Genomic DNA, 16,353 nt, shown 5'->3' with positions numbered 1-16,353 from the left:
ATCCCTCAAAATGGCCCAAAACAGGTGGCTCGAGACGTCTGGTGTCGAAGACCGTTCTTGATGTGACCGGCTTTCACCAGCTACCTTCGCTTAAAAAGGCGTTTTGAGGGGGCTACCAGCTTGCCCTGATCAGAACGGAACAACAAAAGACAAGATAGGGAAATGTCGGAATGTACAGGAAGACTCTGTCCGGATTGTTTGTCGCAATCTGTCTGACCGCTTGCGGGCAATCAGGTGGGAATACCGTTGACGTCGAAACTGATGTTGAAACGGAACCGGTATCTGAAACCGCGAACTTCTCATGGTTTGAATATACGGGTGCCGATGAGCAGTTTGCCGGTTCGATCGGCGATGATCAGTACAGGAATCCCATTCTGGCCGGGTATTATCCTGACCCCAGCGTCGTTCGTGTGGGCGCGGATTTCTACATGGTCAACTCGACTTTCGGCTTTTACCCCGGTGTTCCGGTTCATCACAGTCGGGACCTCGTCAACTGGACGCAGCTTGGCAATGTCATCGACAGGCCGGACATGATGCCGTTCGACAGGCTTCATCTGGGGCAGACCGGCATTTATGCGCCAACGATCGAACACAAGGACGGCACCTTTTACATGACCACCACCTGCATCGCGTGTGGTGGCAATTTCATCGTGACGGCCGAGGATCCGGCAGGACCGTGGTCTGATCCTGTGTGGCTTCCTCATCTTGAAGGGATCGATCCGTCCATTTTCTTCGACGATGACGGCAGGATGTTCATCGTGCACCAGCGCACTCCGCCCGAGAAGTCGTTCGATGCCCATTCAGCCCTGTATGTCATGGAGGTCGATCCGGAAACCTTCGAGCAGGTTTCTGATGATGTCATGCTGGTTGATGGCGCCACAGAAGCCCCTTGGCATACGGAGTATATCGAAGGGCCGCATATCTACAAAGTTGATGGGAGCTACATTCTCTCCGCGCCGGGCGGGGGCACCGGGTATTATCACGGCCAGCTTGTCTATCGTTCTGATAACGTGTTTGGCCCTTATGAGCCCTATCCGGGCAATCCTGTGCTGACCCAGTTCGGCTTGCCGGATGATCGGGACAACCCCGTTACTGCCACAGGCCATGCCGATATTTTCGATGACGGGAATGGCAACTGGTGGGCAGTTTTCCTTGCCACGCGCGTCTACGATCTCGATGTGCCGCCGCAGGATCCGGGACGCTTCCACACCGGACGGGAAACATTCCTGTTGCCCGTCACCTGGCAGGATGGCTGGCCGATCATACTTGAGCCGGGTGAGGCTGTGCCTGCCGTCGCCAAGAAGCCGGACCTGCCTGCTGGTGATGTGGCAACGCCGCCGACGACGGGTAATTTTACCGTGCGGGAAGAGTTCGATCGCGACAGCCTCGCGCCGCAATGGCTGTTCATCCGTACCCCCAAGGCCGAGTGGTGGCAGATGGAAGACGGGCAATTGAAACTGGAGCCCCGCGCAGAACGGGTTGGCGCGGGAGCACAACCCTCCTTCATCGGTCGCCGCCTGCAACATATGACAGCCACTGTCGAGACGGAGCTTTCAGCGATGTCGCAAACGCCTGGTGACGAGGCGGGCCTGCTCGCCATACAGAACAGCGCCCATTACTACGCCTTCGGCATCGTGGTGGAAGAGAATGGTGAGCGATCGATCGTCCTTCGCCGTCGCGGCTCCACCGACGAGCCAGCAGAGGGAGAAGTTCTCGCACAAAGCGCGCTGTCTGGCGATGGGCCATGGCAGCTGCGCATGGAAATCGATAAAGGCGAGATCGCTTTTGCCTATAGAAGTAACGGGGAAGACTATGCCTACCTGCTTGACGCGGGTGATAGTTCAGTCCTGACTACGGCACAGGCAGGCGGCTTCACCGGGGCTGTTGCCGGTATGTATACCCAGCGCGCGCCGTAGGAAGCTTGCCAAGAATGCGACAGATATTGCCTGAGGCAGGTAAACAGAGTTTGTTTGGAGAATGATGTGACCACAAGACGAGACTTGATGAAATCCGCCCTGCTTGGCGGCGCTGGCAGCCTTGCCATTGGCGGTACGGCGAGAGCGCAGGATGGCAGCGCACCTGCACCGTGCCCGCCTGAAAATCTGCCACAATGGCGGCGAGGTATCGAGGGACAGCGCATCGCCGATCTGGGCAATGGCATGTTCCTCAATCCGATCGTCTCCGGTGATCATCCGGACCCGACCATCCTGAAGGATGGCGACGTCTATTACATGTCTTTCTCGTCGTTCGATTCCGTGCCCGGCATCGTCATCTGGAAGTCGACGGATCTTGTCAACTGGACGCCGGTGACGGCAGCTCTGCCTGAATCGGTAGGCTCCGTCTGGGCGCTGGACCTGATCAAGCATGACGGGCGCTATTTCATCTACATCCCGGCACTGAGGAACAACAGCCAGAGCATTCTGGTTATCTATGCGGACGATATCGAGGGGCCATGGAGCGAGCCCATCGACCTCGGGATCCCGAACCGTATCGATCCCGGCCATGTCGTCGGCGAGGATGGCAAGCGCTACCTGTTCATGAATGCCGGCAGCCGTGTGGAACTGACCGATGACGGCCTGGCGACGGCAGGACCCGTGGAGCAGACATTCGAACTATGGCAGTATCCGGATGACTGGGTAGTCGAGATGTATGCCGGCGAAGGCCCCAAGCTGATGAAGCGCGGGGAGTATTTCTATCTCGTCGCTGCCGTCGGCGGCACGGCCGGTCCGCCGACCGGCCACATGGTTGTCGTGTCCCGGTCGAAGTCGATCCACGGACCGTGGGAGCAATGTCCGTACAACCCGATTGTGCGGACCAGCGACCCGGACGAGCGCTGGTGGTCCCGTGGTCATGCGACGGTGGTCGAAGGCCCGGGTGGTGACTGGTGGATGGTCTACCATGGCTATGAAAACGGCTATCGCACGCTGGGACGGCAGACATTGCTCGACCCGATCGAATGGACCGAAGATGGCTGGTTCCGCGCGCTGGGCGGTGACCTGTCACAGCCATTGCCAAAGCCGAAGGGTGGCAAGGCTGGCCCCGCAGGACGCGCCCTGTCGGACGATTTCTCGTCCAACAAGTTCGGCATCCAGTGGAGTTTCTGTGAGCCGGGTGCGAATGAAGCCAGAAGGCTTCAGTATACGGAAGGCGGTCTTCTTGTTGCTGCTAAGGGTGAGGGGCCGCAAAACTGTTCACCCATCGCCTGCAAGGCTGGCGATCATGCCTATCAGGTCTCGATCATCTGCGAGCCTCGTGGCGAGGCAATTGGCGGCTTGCTGCAGTTCTACAATGGCAAGGGCTTTGTCGGCTTCGGTTTCGGCAATGGCGAGGTCTATACCTATAATTACAATCAGGATCAGGGATGGCTGCGCATTCCCGTCGACACGGACAGGCTGCATATGCGCATGACCAATGACCGGCATATCGTGACGATGGAATACAGCGTCAACGGCACTGACTGGCAGCGGCATCCGTGGCGCTATGAGACTTCCGGTCTCCACCAGAATGTCTTCGGGGACTTCCTCAGCCTGCGTCCTGCCTTCTTCTCTGCAGGCGCATCAGGGGACGTGCTGTATACGGACTTCGTTTACAAGGCGCTGCCATAAGGTAGGCGCCTTTATCAACAGCCTACCTTTAGCCGGGGCCGCATTGAGGCGGTCCCGGTTTTACATGATCCGTCTTCAGGATGATTTCACCGGGATCACGTCGACGGCCTGGGCGGCACTTTGCTCGCCTGCGGTTTTCAGCATGCCGAGGATCGGGGTGACGTCCGCATAATCGCGGCCATGGCCGATGGTGATGTGATCGCTTGACGCCGGGATGCCGTTGGTGGGGTCGAATTCCTGCCAGCCGCTTTCGCGCCCGCACCAGACCTTGACCCAGGCATGCATGGCGTCGGCGCCCTCCAGTCGCTCCTCGCCCTCCGGCGGTTCGGTCCTGAGGCAGCCGGAGACATAGCCGGCGGGTACGCCGAGTCCAAGCAGGGCCGCGATCATCACATGGCTGAAATCCTGGCAGACGCCGCTCTTGCCTGCGAAGGCTTCGGCGGCCGTTGTGGTGACGGTGGTCGCCGTGCCGTCATAATGGAACTCGTCCTTGATACGGCGGCAGAGCCGGTCGGCGAGGGCGAGGACGGACGGGCTGTCCTGTGTACACTCACGGGCATAGGCCGTCATCTCCTCCGTCTGCGGTGTATAATTGCCCTGATGCAGGAAATGGTGGGGGCTTTGCGGGGCGAGGGAGTGGCTGGCGGCGATATCGGCAGCGAGACCGTCAAGATCAGCCGAGACGTCGAGGGAGGGTTCGGGCCTCGTAACTTCGACCCGGGTCTCCATCGTTACGTCGAGTCGGTCGTGCGGGTCACGATTGGCGAAGGCCGTGACGGCATTGCCGAAAAAGTCGGTAAAGCCCGATTGCTCGGTGGGCCATGGGTCTATCGACAGGGATTGCGAGAAAACCCTCTGCACACCCTCGATCGAGGGCGGGGCGACGCGCAGTTGATGGCGGCTGCCCCCGACAAGGCCCTGATAGCGATAGGAGAGTTTCAGCCTGATATCGTACAGCATCGCGCGCCCTCAGTAATAGGTCTGGGAGAGGCTGTCATAGAGCGCCTCTATCCCGTCCTGAAGGGTGCCGAGAAACTCGCCTGTGACGTCGCCGGGTTCCAGCACCTGAAGGTCCGTGTGCAGCTTTAGAACCTGACGCTGCAGGCGGTGGTGGCGGTCTGCATCGGCGGGGACGGGCAGGGCGGCGATCTCCGTGCGCAGGGCGTCGAGCTGGAACATGACCGAGCGCGGATTGTTCGGGTCGAGCGCGAGCAGGTCAATCAGCGTCAGGCGGTTGAGCTGCGATTCATATTGTCGACGATGGGTCATGGTGGAGTCAGCGATCTCCAGCAGCATGTCCCACGCGCCGACGGGCACATCGTCCTGCGTGAAGAGCGCGAGGGTGCGGGTCATGTGGATCGCCCGTTCCAGCCGCCTGCCGATCTCGAGGAAGCGCCAGCCGGTGAAGCGGTACATGTTCTCGTGCACGAGGCCGGAGAAACCGGCAAGCTTGCGCAGGACAACGGTCATGGCGCGGGTCGCGTCATCGCCGGGCTCGACCCTGGCCGATAGCTGATGGATGGTCTTGGACAGGTCGCGCAGGGCGAGCCAGCCATCGGGCGAGAAGCGCGAGCGGATATTGCCGGCGGTGATGACGGCGCGGTCGATATAGTCGGCGAGGCGCGCGGGTACCGGCTCGGCGACATCGACCTCCAGCGTGGCGAGGTGGTCGCGCACAAGGGCGAGAAGTGGCGCATCAGGGTCCTCGCGCTCGGCAAGGCGGACATGCCATGCGCGCAGCGTGCGGGTGGTACCCTCAAGGCGTTCCGTGTACCGACCGAGCCAGGTCAGATTCTCTGCCGCCTGACTGGGCAAGGTACCGGGCAGGCGGCGCACGAATCCTGTCTCGCCGCTTTCCAGCAGGGTTTCCTGCGGCACGGGATTATCGCTCACGACCCAGACATCGGCAGCGCGGCCGCCGCGCTGCATGGCGATGGCGCTGGCATCAAGCGACTGGCCGATGCGGGCAAAGCCGCCATGCATAACCGCCCAGCCATTGGGGGTGCGGGCTAGGAAGACGCGCAGGGTGACGGGTCGTGGTTCGAGCTTTCCATCGGTGAAGACGGGCGCCGTTGAAAGTCGTACGGATTCCTGGCCGACGTAGCCGGGGCCATTTTTTTGCAGTTTCTCCTGCCACTTCGACTTGTCGGTGTCGGCGAGGAGGCCGCCGAGGATGGTATTGTCGAGATCCTCGAACGGCATGCGGGCCGAGAGGGCCGGGCCGATCATCATCCTGTCGAAGTGCTCCAGCACATGCTCCCGCTCTGCGTCCTGTCCGCACCACCATGTGGCGATGGAGGGCAGCTTCAGCGGCTGGCCGGTGAGCGCGCGGGCGATGCGGGGCAGGAAGGCGAGGAGGGCGCGCATTTCCAGAACACCCGAGCCAAGCGAATTGACTACGTGTACGGAGCGGTTGCGCACGGCCTCGACAAGGCCCGGCGTGCCGATCTGGGAGTCCTGGTCCAGCTCCAGCGGGTCGGCGAAGCCGGCATCCAGTCGCCGCCAGAGTACGTTGACCGGCTGCAGGCCGGACACGGTGCGAACCTTTACCTGCCCGTCGGTGACGATGAGGTCTTCGCCCTCGAGTAGTGAAATGCCGAGATAGCGGGCGATATAGGCCTGCTCGTAATAGGTTTCATTGAATGGCCCAGGGGTTAGGATCGCGGTCAGGTCCTGGCTGCCGGCCAACTGGATCAGTGCATCGCGGAAGCGGCGGTGGAAGCCCGCGAGGCGGTGGACATGCAGGCGGTTGTAGATGTCTGAGAAAGCCTTGGTCGTGGCAACGCGGTTTTCCAGCGCAAAGCCGATACCGGAGGGGGCCTGCGCGCGGTCGGACAATACCCACCAGCGCCCGTCGGGGCCACGGCCAAGCTCGAACGCGCAGAAATGCAGGAAATTGCCGCCGGGCGGGATATGACCGGCGAGGGGGCGGAGATATTCCGGGTTCGCGGCAATCAGTTCAGGCGGAAGCAGGCGCTGTTCGACCAGCAGGTTGGGGCCGTAAATGTCGGCGACGACCTGTTCCAAGAGGTCGGCGCGCTGGCACAGGCCGTCGGCGATGGTGCGCCATTCGGCCTCGTCGATCAGCAGCGGTAAATGGGCCAGTGGCCAGTCGCGCTCGCGGCTGCCGGCCTGATCATAGAAGCGGTAATAGACGCCTGCATCATTCAGATACTGGTCGGCGCGGCGGGCGCGGGCGGCGATTTCCTCGGGGCCGAGGCGGCCGATCTCCTTCATGAAGCGCTGCCAGACGGGCCTGAGTGCGCCCGTCTCGTCGACCATCTCGTCGGCGGCGCCCTCAAGCGGCCTGTAGCCCTTCAACAGGGGGATATGGTCGTCGTTAACCGTCAGCATCGTGTCAATCTGTCAGATTTCCCTGCCAGATGCATAGACCGATTACATGTCTAGAGGCCAGCCGGGCGGCGCAGGTCGAGCGTATAGGGGAAATCCGGTGCCGGGTTTTCCTCTCGCAGCTGATAGCCCGATGGCTGGTGACCATGGGCCTCGAACCGGGCAAGGCGGCGGGCCTCGGCTTCGTTGGTGTTGACCGGGAAGGTGTCGTAATTGCGCCCGCCCGGGTGGGCAACGTGATAGACGCAGCCGCCGATCGCGCGGCCCGACCATGTGTCATAGACATCGAAGACCAGCGGCGCGTTGACCGGCACCATGGGGTGCAGGCCGGAGCGCGGCTGCCATGCCTTGAAGCGCACGCCGCCAACGGCGACATCGGCGGTCTCGGTCCGTTTCATCGGGACAGGGCGGCCATTGCAGGCGATGACGTGGCGGTCGGGGTTCAGGCCTTGCGTCTTCACCTGCAGGCGTTCGACGGAGGAATCGACGAAGCGGACGGTGCCGCCGATCGCGCCTTCCTCGCCCATGACGTGCCATGGCTCCAGCGCCTGGCGCAGCTCCAGCTTGACGCCGGAGTAGCTGGTCTCGCCACAAAACGGGAAGCGGAACTCCAGCTGCGCCTCGAACCATTCTGGTTTCAGGTCGAAGCCATGCTCGCGCAGGTCGCCCAGCACTTCCATGAAGTCGGCCCAGACATAATGCGGCAGCATGAACTTGTCGTGCAGCTGCGTGCCCCAGCGGGTGAACTTGCCGGTAACCGGCTCCTTCCACATGCGGGCGATCAGGGCACGGATCAACAATTGCTGGGCGAGCGACATACGCGGGTCTGGCGGCATCTCGAAGCCGCGGAACTCGACAAGACCGAGACGGCCAGTCGGCGAGTCCGGGTTGAACAGCTTGTCGATGCAGATTTCCGAGCGGTGGGTGTTGCCGGTGACATCAACCAGCAAGTTGCGGAACAGGCGGTCGACGAGCCAGGGCAGGGGCGCGTCACCTTCGCCCGGTTTCGGCACCTGGGCGAGCGCGATTTCCAGTTCGTACATCCCGTCATGGCGGGCCTCGTCGATGCGCGGTGCCTGGCTGGTCGGGCCGATGAACATGCCGGAGAACATGTAGGACAGCGACGGGTGGCGCTGCCAGTAGAGGACGAGGCTCTTCAAGAGGTCGGGGCGACGCAGGAAGGGCGAGTCGTTCGGTGTCGCCCCGCCGACGACGACATGGTTGCCGCCGCCCGTGCCGGTATGGCGGCCATCGATCATGAACTTGTCAGCCCCCAGACGGCTCTGGCGCGCTTCCTCATAGACCGTGTTGGTCGTCTCCACGCATTCCTGCCAGCTGGCGGCGGGGTGGATGTTGACCTCGATCACGCCGGGGTCGGGCGCAACGCGGATCACGTTCAGCCGCGGATCGTGGGGCGGCGGATAGCCTTCGATCTGGACGGGAAGCCCGGTCTTGATCGCGGCATTCTCGACGGCATCGAGCAGGTCAAGATAATCCTCAAGCCGTTCGACGGGCGGCAGGAACACGCACAGACGGCCCTCCCGCACCTCGACAGACAAGGCTGTGCGGACACGGCCCTCGATCTCGCTGACCTGTTGCGGGACCTGTCGGGTCGGCTCGGATCGCTGGAAGGAGGCGATTGCCTGTTCGCGGGCATCGGCGCTGATCTCGCCGGGGTTCGGCTTGCGCTCGGGCTTTTTCAACGGCTCGCGCTCGACCGAGGGGTCTTCCTCGACAACGTATGGATATTCGGCCTTGGAGATATAGGGCAGGGTGCCCAGCGGCAGGCGGTAACCCGCAGCGGAGTCGCCGGGAACGAGATAGATCCGTCCACGGCGCGTCTGCCAGACTTCCGAAAGCCAGCTCAGCCCGTTGGCACGCGTGTTCCAGCGCTGCACCGGCAGGACATAGCCGACAGGCTCGGTCAGCCCGCGCTCGAAGACCTTCGCCATGCGCGAGCGCTCTTCGGCATCGGCGAGCTTTGAATTGGACGGGTCGACATTGTTCGGCAGCTTTGCTTCGCGCAGCAGCCATTCTGCCGGGTCCTCATAGGCGGGCCTGACATAATCGCGGTCGAGGTCGAGCTCATCGGCGACGGCAGAGAGGAGGGCGCCTGCCTCCTGTTCCGTATGCGTCCTGTTATCTTTCTGGTCGCTTTTCTTTTCTTCGGCGATTAGGTCGGTGTTCTGCCACAGCGGTTCGCCGTCATGACGCCAGTAGAGAGAGAAAGTCCAGCGTGGCAGGGTTTCGCCCGGATACCATTTGCCCTGACCGTAATGAATGAAGCCGCTGGGCGCGAAGCGGTCGCGCAGGCGGCGGATCAGCACATCGGCCTTGGCCCGCTTGGTTGGGCCGACGGCGGCGGTGTTCCATTCCGCGCTCTCGAAATCATCGATGGAGACGAAGGTCGGCTCGCCGCCCATGGTCAGGCGGACATCCTGTTCTTTCAGAATTGCGTCGACCTTCTGGCCGAGGGCGTCGAGATCGTCCCAGCTGTCGTCGGAGAACGGCTTGGTGATGCGCGGATGCTCGGCAACGCGGGTCACCTTCATGTCGTATTTGAAATCGACCTCGGCCTTGGTGCCGATGGTGCCGGAGATCGGCGCGGCGTTGCGATAATGCGGGGTTGCGGCGAGGGGGATGTGGCTTTCGCCGGTCAGCAAGCCTGATGTCGGGTCGAGGCCGACCCAGCCCGCGCCTGGCAGGTAGACCTCGGCCCAGGCATGAAGGTCGGTGAAGTCGACCTCGGTGCCCGATGGCCCGTCGAGGGCCTTCAGGTCCGGCTTCAGCTGGATGAGGTAGCCGGAGACGAAACGGGCGGCGAGACCAAGATGGCGCAGCGCCTGGACCAGCAACCAGCTGGAATCGCGGCAGGAGCCTTTGGCCGATTTCAGCGTCTCTTCCGGGGTCTGCACGCCCGGCTCCATGCGGATGACATAGCCGATCTCGCGCTGGATGCGGGCGTTCAGCTCGACGACGAAATCGATGGTGCGGGTCGGCGTGCGGTCGACACCGGCGAGGAAGGACTGAAGCTCGGGCCCGGCTGGTTCCGGCGTCGTGTAGATCGACAGGTCCTCGCGGATTGCCTCGTCATAGTCGAACGGCCATTCCTCGGCTGCCGATTCAACGAAGAAATCGAACGGGTTGTAGACCGTCATGTCGGCAACGAGGTCGACTTCGATCTTCAGTTCGCGAACCGGGTCTGGGAACACGAAGCGGGACTGGAAATTTCCGTAGGCATCCTGCTGGGTATTCACGAAGTGGTTGGAGGGCGAGACCTTCAGCGAGTGGCTGAGCACTTTCGTGCGCGAGTGCGCCGCTGGGCGCAGGCGGATGATCTGCGGCCCGAGGCTGACGGGCCGGTCGTAAATATAGTGGGTCAGGTGATAGATCGCTGCCTGAATAGCCATGCCGTAAAACGCCCCCAGATACTGTCAGCGCCACAATCCCGTGCGCTTTTCCAAGTCTTCCATACTCTTCAGCAGGTTACCATTGAATTATTGCGTCGCAAAATGATGCGGATTGCCTGCAGAAAATGCTCGAAACCCGCCCCGGCAGTCACGACCGAAGGCGGGTTCCAGCAACCGTGTCAGGAGAGGTGACTGACAGCGGTCATGACAGGGCCGGTGTCACGCGACCTTGCGTTCATGTTCACCTTCTCGCACCTCTTCGACGATTTTCTCGATGAAGGCGGGAATGTCGTCGGGATTGCGAGATGTGATAATCCCGTTAGAGACAACAACCTTTTCATCCTTCCAGTTCGCCCCGGCATTGATAATGTCGGTCTTGAGGGTGTGATAGGATGTCATGTCCCGGCCACGCGCGACGCCAGCCTCGGCCAGTAGCCAGGGTGCGTGGCAGATTGCGGCGACGATCTTGTCGGCGGCGACGAAGTCATAAATCTTCGCGATCGCGGTCTTGTTGGCCCGCAGATTGTCCGGGTTCATCACCCCGCCGGGCAGAACGAGGGCATCGAACTGGTCGGCGTTGACGGCTTCAAGGGTCATGTCGACGTCGATGGACTTGCCCCAGTCTGTCTTGTTCCATGCCTTGATGGAGCCTTCTTCCGGGGCGGCGATCAGAACTTCGGCGCCATATTCTTTCAGTTTTTCATAGGGCTCGAACAGTTCAGACTGTTCAAAGCCGTCGGTCGCGATAATCAGGATCTTGGCATTGTCGATCTGTGTCATGATGAAACTCCTATGGTGTTGCGTCACACCCATCTACACGCTGGGGGCAGGGGCAGTTTCATTACAAAGATGAGATGGCCTCTCGTTTGCGTGACTGCTTTGCGATCTGTTCTCCGGCAAAGGGACGGGGCATAATCACTGGAAACAGCGGAGGTCCAGATATGATAATCGTAACCGGCACAGTCACAATCAGCAGCGCGGAGGCGTTGGCTGACCTCGGGGGCGCCATGAGAGAGCAGATCGCGGCCACGCGTGCGGAAAAGGGGTGTATTGAATATACCTATGGCATAGATGTGGTCGAGCCGGACAAGTTCCGTATACTGGAATACTGGGAAAGCTGGGAGGCCCTCAAGGCCCATGGCAATGCACCCCATATGAAAGACTGGCATGCCGCGCTGAAGGAGGCTGGCGTAACCGGCCGCGAGCTGATTGCGACAGAAGCAGCCAATCTGAAGAACCTCTAAAAGGAGAGAATATGATCGATCTCTACACAGCACCGACCCCGAATGGCTGGAAAGCTTCTGTGACGCTGGAAGAACTGGGCCTGCCCTATGAGGTCCATGCCATAGACCTGATGAAGAACACCCAGAAGGAAGACTGGTTCCTGAAGCTGAACCCCAATGGGCGGATCCCGGTGATTGCCGACAGGGACAATGGCGACTTCACCGTCTTCGAATCCGGCGCGATCATGATCTATCTTGCCGAAAAAACCGGACAGCTTCTGCCGACGGATGAAAAGGGCCGCAGCCGGGTGATACAGTGGCTGATGTTCCAGATGGGCGGGATTGGTCCGATGATGGGCCAGGCGAACGTCTTCTATCGCTACTTCCCGGAGAAGATCCAGCCAGCCATCGACCGCTATCAGGGCGAGGTCGGGAGGCTGTTCGGCGTGCTCGATGGCCATCTTGCCGACAATGAATATCTGGCCGGTGACTATTCCATCGCCGATATAGCCAACTGGTGCTGGGTGCGTACATGGAAATGGTCCGGTGTCGATATCGCGCCTCATGAGCATCTTCAACGGTGGGTGAACACGATCAGGGAGCGTCCTGCAGCGCAAAAAGGCATCAAGGTGCCCTATGACATCAAGCTGCTGAAGGAGGGCGATGACAGCGAGGAAGCGCGCAAGTTCGCCGACGAGGCCCGCAAAATGGTGGAAATGGGCAAATCGAAAGAGTAAGCTTCTGATTCTGTGTTGGAATTAAGCAGAGGGGAGCAGATACATGTTCATTTCAATTTTCGCTATCGCCGGGCTCGCGGTCATGGCCCACGATCATGGGGCGGTCGAAGAAAACGAACAAAACCTTTGTGCGCCGGTCGCGGAGATCGTGCGCGCTGCCTATGACGGGTTTGACGGGCTGAAGGGCGATGATGTGACGCCTGAGGAAGACGGCACCGGCAAGCTCTATGCCGGCACGGTAAAGCCCTTCGCCGCCCAGAGCTGCCAGGTTGCAGAAACCGACGCGCTCGGTACCGTCTATAGCTGTACCTGGCGCCTTGCAGAGGACCTGCCACTCGGTGAGACCTATGCGGCCATTGCGTCCTCGGTCGAGGCTTGCCTCGATGAAGGCATCGTCGGTGAGCCGGTTACCTATATGAACATGCCGATGCTGGAACGCGTCGAGAGCGATGGCGCAGGTGATTTGTCTACGGAGGAAGCATCGATCACGCGCTTCTATGGCCGCGAAACCGGCGAGATGCGAGACGTGCCGGGGCAGATCAAGATTTCCGCGTCGACATTCTTTTATCCCAGCGTGAATATCAGCTTTTACGCCTTTGACTAGGAAATCACGGGTCGGCGCGGTCGGCCGGTGCAAGAGGACTTCCCGATAAGATGGTGCGCAGCGAGAGCGGCAAGAACCTGACCCACGACCTTGCCGAGAAAATCGGCACCATGATCGTGCGCGGCGATGTGGCGGCCGGTGAAAACCTGCCGATCGAGGCAGATCTGTGCGCCATGTTCAATGCCAGCCGCACGGTAACCCGTGAGGCCGTCAAAATGCTGACGGCCAAGGGGCTGGTCGGACAGCGCCCTAAGCGCGGGACCTATGTAGAGCAGGAATCGAACTGGAATTTTCTCGATCCGGATGTGCTGGAATGGATCCTCCAGCGCCAGTTTTCGCCGGAGTTGATGCGCGAGTTCCTGGTCGTACGCCGGGTGATCGAGCCGGCGGCAGCGGTGGAGGTCATCAAGCATGGCACCGACAGCGATATCGACATAATCGGCGCGGCGATGGCTGATTTCCGGCGCGCTTCACCCGGCGAGGAAGCGCTGAGTGCAGACATCGCCTTCCACGTTTCCATTCTCGAGGCATGCCGGAACCGGTTCCTGCGCCAGTTCGCGCCCATGGTCGAAACGGCGCTGCGCTTTTCCATCCGCAAGACCAATGAGGCCAAGGGGGTGAGCAAGGCTGACCTTGATGCCCATGAAGCGATCTACCATGCGATCAGGGCGCGCGACGAGGCGCTCGCCATGCGGCTGTTCATCGAGCTGCTGGACGAAGCTATCGCGCTGATGGAATCTGCTGCCGTTGCCGACCAAAGGGCGAGCCGGGCAGCGAAGGCCTGATTGCGCTTTGGCGGCACGAGACCCGCCGCTATATCTGTCTCCATGGCGAAGACCAGAACCACGAAACGGCGAACGGCCCCCGAAGCGAAGGTGGATACTTCGGTGCTGCCCCGGACATTTTCCGACTGGTTCGCCGGGCGTGGCTGGTACCTGCGCGACCATCAGGCGGCGGTGATCGAAAAGGCGCGGGAGGGAAAATCCGTCCTGCTGATCGCGCCGACCGGCGGCGGCAAGACGCTGGCCGGCTTCCTGCCATCGCTGATCGATCTCGCCGCGAACCCGTCCGAGGAACCGCGCCTGCATACGATCTACATCTCGCCGCTGAAGGCGCTGGCGGTGGATGTCGCGCGTAATGTAGAGATGCCGGCGGCCGAGATGAAGCTGCCGATCCGGATCGAGACGCGCACTGGCGATACGCCGCAGAACCGGCGCCAGCGCCAGCGCGACAACCCGCCGGATATATTGCTGACGACGCCTGAGCAGCTGGCGCTGTTGCTGTCTCATCCGTCTGCCGCAGAATTCTTCAGTGGACTGAAACATGTTATCCTTGATGAGCTGCATGCGCTGGTCGCGTCGAAGCGCGGCGATCTCCTTTCTCTAGGTCTTGCGCGGCTGTGGCAGCTGGCGCCCGGCATGCGCACCACGGGCCTGTCGGCGACCGTGCCCGATGCCGAGCCCCTGCAGCGCTTTCTCGTGCCGCAATTGCCGGATGAGGATGGGGTGTTGCCGCTGGCTGACCTGGTGCTGGGGCAGGGCGGTGCGCGGCCCGATATCGAGGTGCTGTCCTCCGGCGAGCGCATCCCGTGGTCCGGCCACTCGGCACGCCACGCCTATGCGGAAATCTATGAGCGCATCAAGAAATCAAAGACAGCACTGATCTTCACCAATACGCGCAGCCAGGCGGAGATCATCTTCTCCATGCTGTGGTCGATGAATGACGACAACCTGCCGATTGCGCTGCATCATGGCTCGCTCGACGTGACCCAGCGGCGCAAGGTCGAGGCGGCAATGTCTGCAGGTACGCTGCGGGCGGTGGTGTGTACGTCGACGCTCGATCTCGGCATTGACTGGGGCGAGGTCGATCTCGTCGTGCAGATCGGCGCGCCCAAGGGCTCCTCGCGGATGATCCAGCGCATAGGCCGGGCCAATCACCGCCTCGACGAGCCGTCCAAGGCGTTGCTGGTGCCGGCCAACCGGTTCGAGGTGCTGGAATGCACCGCCGCTCAAGGGGCGATCATCGAGAACATTCTCGACGGAGAACCACCAAGGAAAGGCGGGCTCGATGTGCTGGCCCAGCATGTCTGGGGTGTTGCCTGCGCCGCGCCCTTCCATCCTGACGATCTGTACCGGGAGGTTTCTTCCGCTGCACCCTATGGTTACCTGACGCGCGAGCAGTTCGACAGGGTCGTCGAGTTCGTCGCGACCGGTGGTTATGCGCTGAAAGCCTATGAGCGGTTCCGCAGGATCGTGCCTGATGCGAAGAACGAGCGAAAAGGCATGCTGAAGATCCGCAATCCGCAGGCGGCGCAGCAATACCGCCTCAATGTAGGCACCATCGTAGAAGCGCCAGCGGTCACGCTGCGCCTCGGGCGCCCCCGGCGCGGGCCGGATGGCAAGATGCGCGGCAGCGTACGTGGCGGGCGCAAGCTCGGCACCGTCGAGGAATGGTTTATCGAGCAGCTGGTGCCCGGCGATACCTTCCTGTTCGGCGGCGAGGTACTGAAATTCGAGGGCATGGCCGAGATGGAGGCGCTATGTACGCGTGCGCCGAATTCGGAGGTAAAAATACCGTCCTGGAATGGCGGCAAGTTCCCGCTGACGACCTTTCTTGCCGACCGGGTGCGCCAGATCATCAACACGCCGGAAAGCTGGCACACACTGCCCGACCAGGTGCGCGAGTGGCTGGAGCTGCAGCAGAAAAAATCGATCATCCCGAAGCCGAATGAATTGCTGGTGGAGACCTTCGAGCGGTCAGGCCGGCATTATCTTGTCTGCTATCCCTTTGACGGGCAGCTGGCGCACCAGTCCATGGGCATGCTGCTGACCAAGCGGCTCGACCGGATGGGGCTTCAGCCGCTGGGATTCTGCCCGACCGAATATGCGCTTTCGGTCTATGGCCGCAAGCCGATGGGCGATGTCGACATGGACGACCTGTTCGACGAGGACATGCTGGGCGATGACCTGGAAACCTGGCTGTCCGACGCGATGCTGATGAAGCGCACCTTCCGCAATTGCGCGATCATTGCCGGGCTGATCGAGCGGCGCCATCCGGGACAGGAGAAGACCGGGCGGCAGGTCACGTTCTCCGCCGACCTGATCTATGACGTGCTGCGCGAGCATGAGCCGGACCACATCCTGATGCAGGCGGCATGGGCCGATGCGGCAGGCGGGTTCCTGTCGCTCGGGCGGTTGTCCGGCCTGCTGGCGCGGGTGAAGGGGCATATCCGCCACCAGCCGCTGGAGAAAGTCTCGCCGCTCGCCGTGCCGGTGATGATGGAAATCAACCGCGAAACGGTGCTGGGGGAGGCGACGGAGGCTATCCTTGAAGAGCTACAGGCGGAATTGCTCGCCGATATGCGCGACTAGCTTCTGGCCCCATTGAAGGCTGGCCCTCACAAGCGACTGGAATGGAACCGCT

11 protein-coding genes are annotated in these 16,353 nt (G+C 61.5%); 7 read left to right on the top strand and 4 right to left on the bottom strand.

Going from position 1 to position 16,353, the window contains the following annotated elements:
* The first annotated feature begins 170 nt into the window (after nucleotides 1-170).
* Complete coding sequence (locus FF098_RS17260; RefSeq protein WP_155142927.1) at nucleotides 171-1,916, top strand: glycoside hydrolase family 43 protein; 1,746 nt, start codon at nucleotides 171-173, stop codon at nucleotides 1,914-1,916.
* Nucleotides 1,917-1,982: 66 nt separating this feature from the next.
* Complete coding sequence (locus FF098_RS17255; RefSeq protein ID WP_205967559.1) at nucleotides 1,983-3,605, top strand: family 43 glycosylhydrolase; 1,623 nt, start codon at nucleotides 1,983-1,985, stop codon at nucleotides 3,603-3,605.
* Between the two features lie 75 nt (nucleotides 3,606-3,680).
* Here the strand turns inward: FF098_RS17255 and FF098_RS17250 are convergent, their stop codons facing one another.
* The 4 genes from FF098_RS17250 to FF098_RS17235 form a co-directional block, all read right to left on the bottom strand.
* Nucleotides 3,681-4,565, bottom strand: coding sequence for a transglutaminase family protein (locus tag FF098_RS17250; RefSeq protein WP_155142925.1), 885 nt, complete (start codon nucleotides 4,563-4,565; stop codon nucleotides 3,681-3,683).
* Between the two features lie 9 nt (nucleotides 4,566-4,574).
* On the bottom strand, nucleotides 4,575-6,959 hold the full coding sequence (locus tag FF098_RS17245; RefSeq protein ID WP_155142923.1) for a circularly permuted type 2 ATP-grasp protein: 2,385 nt from the start codon (nucleotides 6,957-6,959) through the stop codon (nucleotides 4,575-4,577).
* A 50-nt stretch (nucleotides 6,960-7,009) separates the two neighbouring features.
* Complete coding sequence (locus tag FF098_RS17240; RefSeq protein ID WP_155142920.1) at nucleotides 7,010-10,366, bottom strand: transglutaminase family protein; 3,357 nt, start codon at nucleotides 10,364-10,366, stop codon at nucleotides 7,010-7,012.
* 219 nt (nucleotides 10,367-10,585) lie between these two features.
* A complete protein-coding gene (locus FF098_RS17235) occupies nucleotides 10,586-11,146 on the bottom strand; it encodes a type 1 glutamine amidotransferase domain-containing protein (protein ID WP_155142918.1) in 561 nt (186 codons plus the stop codon).
* Between the two features lie 161 nt (nucleotides 11,147-11,307).
* Here FF098_RS17235 and FF098_RS17230 point away from each other — a divergent pair, with 161 nt between their 5' ends.
* From FF098_RS17230 to FF098_RS17210, 5 genes are read left to right on the top strand one after another with little or no spacing between them, the layout of a single operon-like run.
* A complete protein-coding gene (locus FF098_RS17230; RefSeq protein WP_166426616.1) occupies nucleotides 11,308-11,610 on the top strand; it encodes a putative quinol monooxygenase in 303 nt (100 codons plus the stop codon).
* An 11-nt stretch (nucleotides 11,611-11,621) separates the two neighbouring features.
* Nucleotides 11,622-12,326: a glutathione S-transferase family protein gene (locus tag FF098_RS17225; RefSeq protein ID WP_155142914.1), complete on the top strand. Its 705-nt coding sequence runs from the start codon at nucleotides 11,622-11,624 to the stop codon at nucleotides 12,324-12,326.
* 43 nt (nucleotides 12,327-12,369) lie between these two features.
* Complete coding sequence (locus tag FF098_RS17220) at nucleotides 12,370-12,930, top strand: hypothetical protein (RefSeq protein ID WP_155142912.1); 561 nt, start codon at nucleotides 12,370-12,372, stop codon at nucleotides 12,928-12,930.
* A gap of 50 nt (nucleotides 12,931-12,980) precedes the next feature.
* Nucleotides 12,981-13,715 carry a FadR/GntR family transcriptional regulator gene (locus FF098_RS17215; RefSeq protein ID WP_155142910.1) on the top strand — a complete coding sequence of 245 codons (735 nt, stop codon included), beginning with the start codon at nucleotides 12,981-12,983 and terminating at the stop codon, nucleotides 13,713-13,715.
* A 42-nt stretch (nucleotides 13,716-13,757) separates the two neighbouring features.
* A complete protein-coding gene (locus FF098_RS17210) occupies nucleotides 13,758-16,301 on the top strand; it encodes a ligase-associated DNA damage response DEXH box helicase (RefSeq protein ID WP_155142908.1) in 2,544 nt (847 codons plus the stop codon).
* The last annotated feature ends 52 nt before the right edge of the window (nucleotides 16,302-16,353 follow it).

It is taken from the genome of Aquisalinus luteolus (genome assembly GCF_009712425.2).
Taxonomy (GTDB): domain Bacteria; phylum Pseudomonadota; class Alphaproteobacteria; order Caulobacterales; family Parvularculaceae; genus Aquisalinus; species Aquisalinus luteolus.
This window is presented reverse-complemented; position numbering and strand designations above follow the sequence as displayed.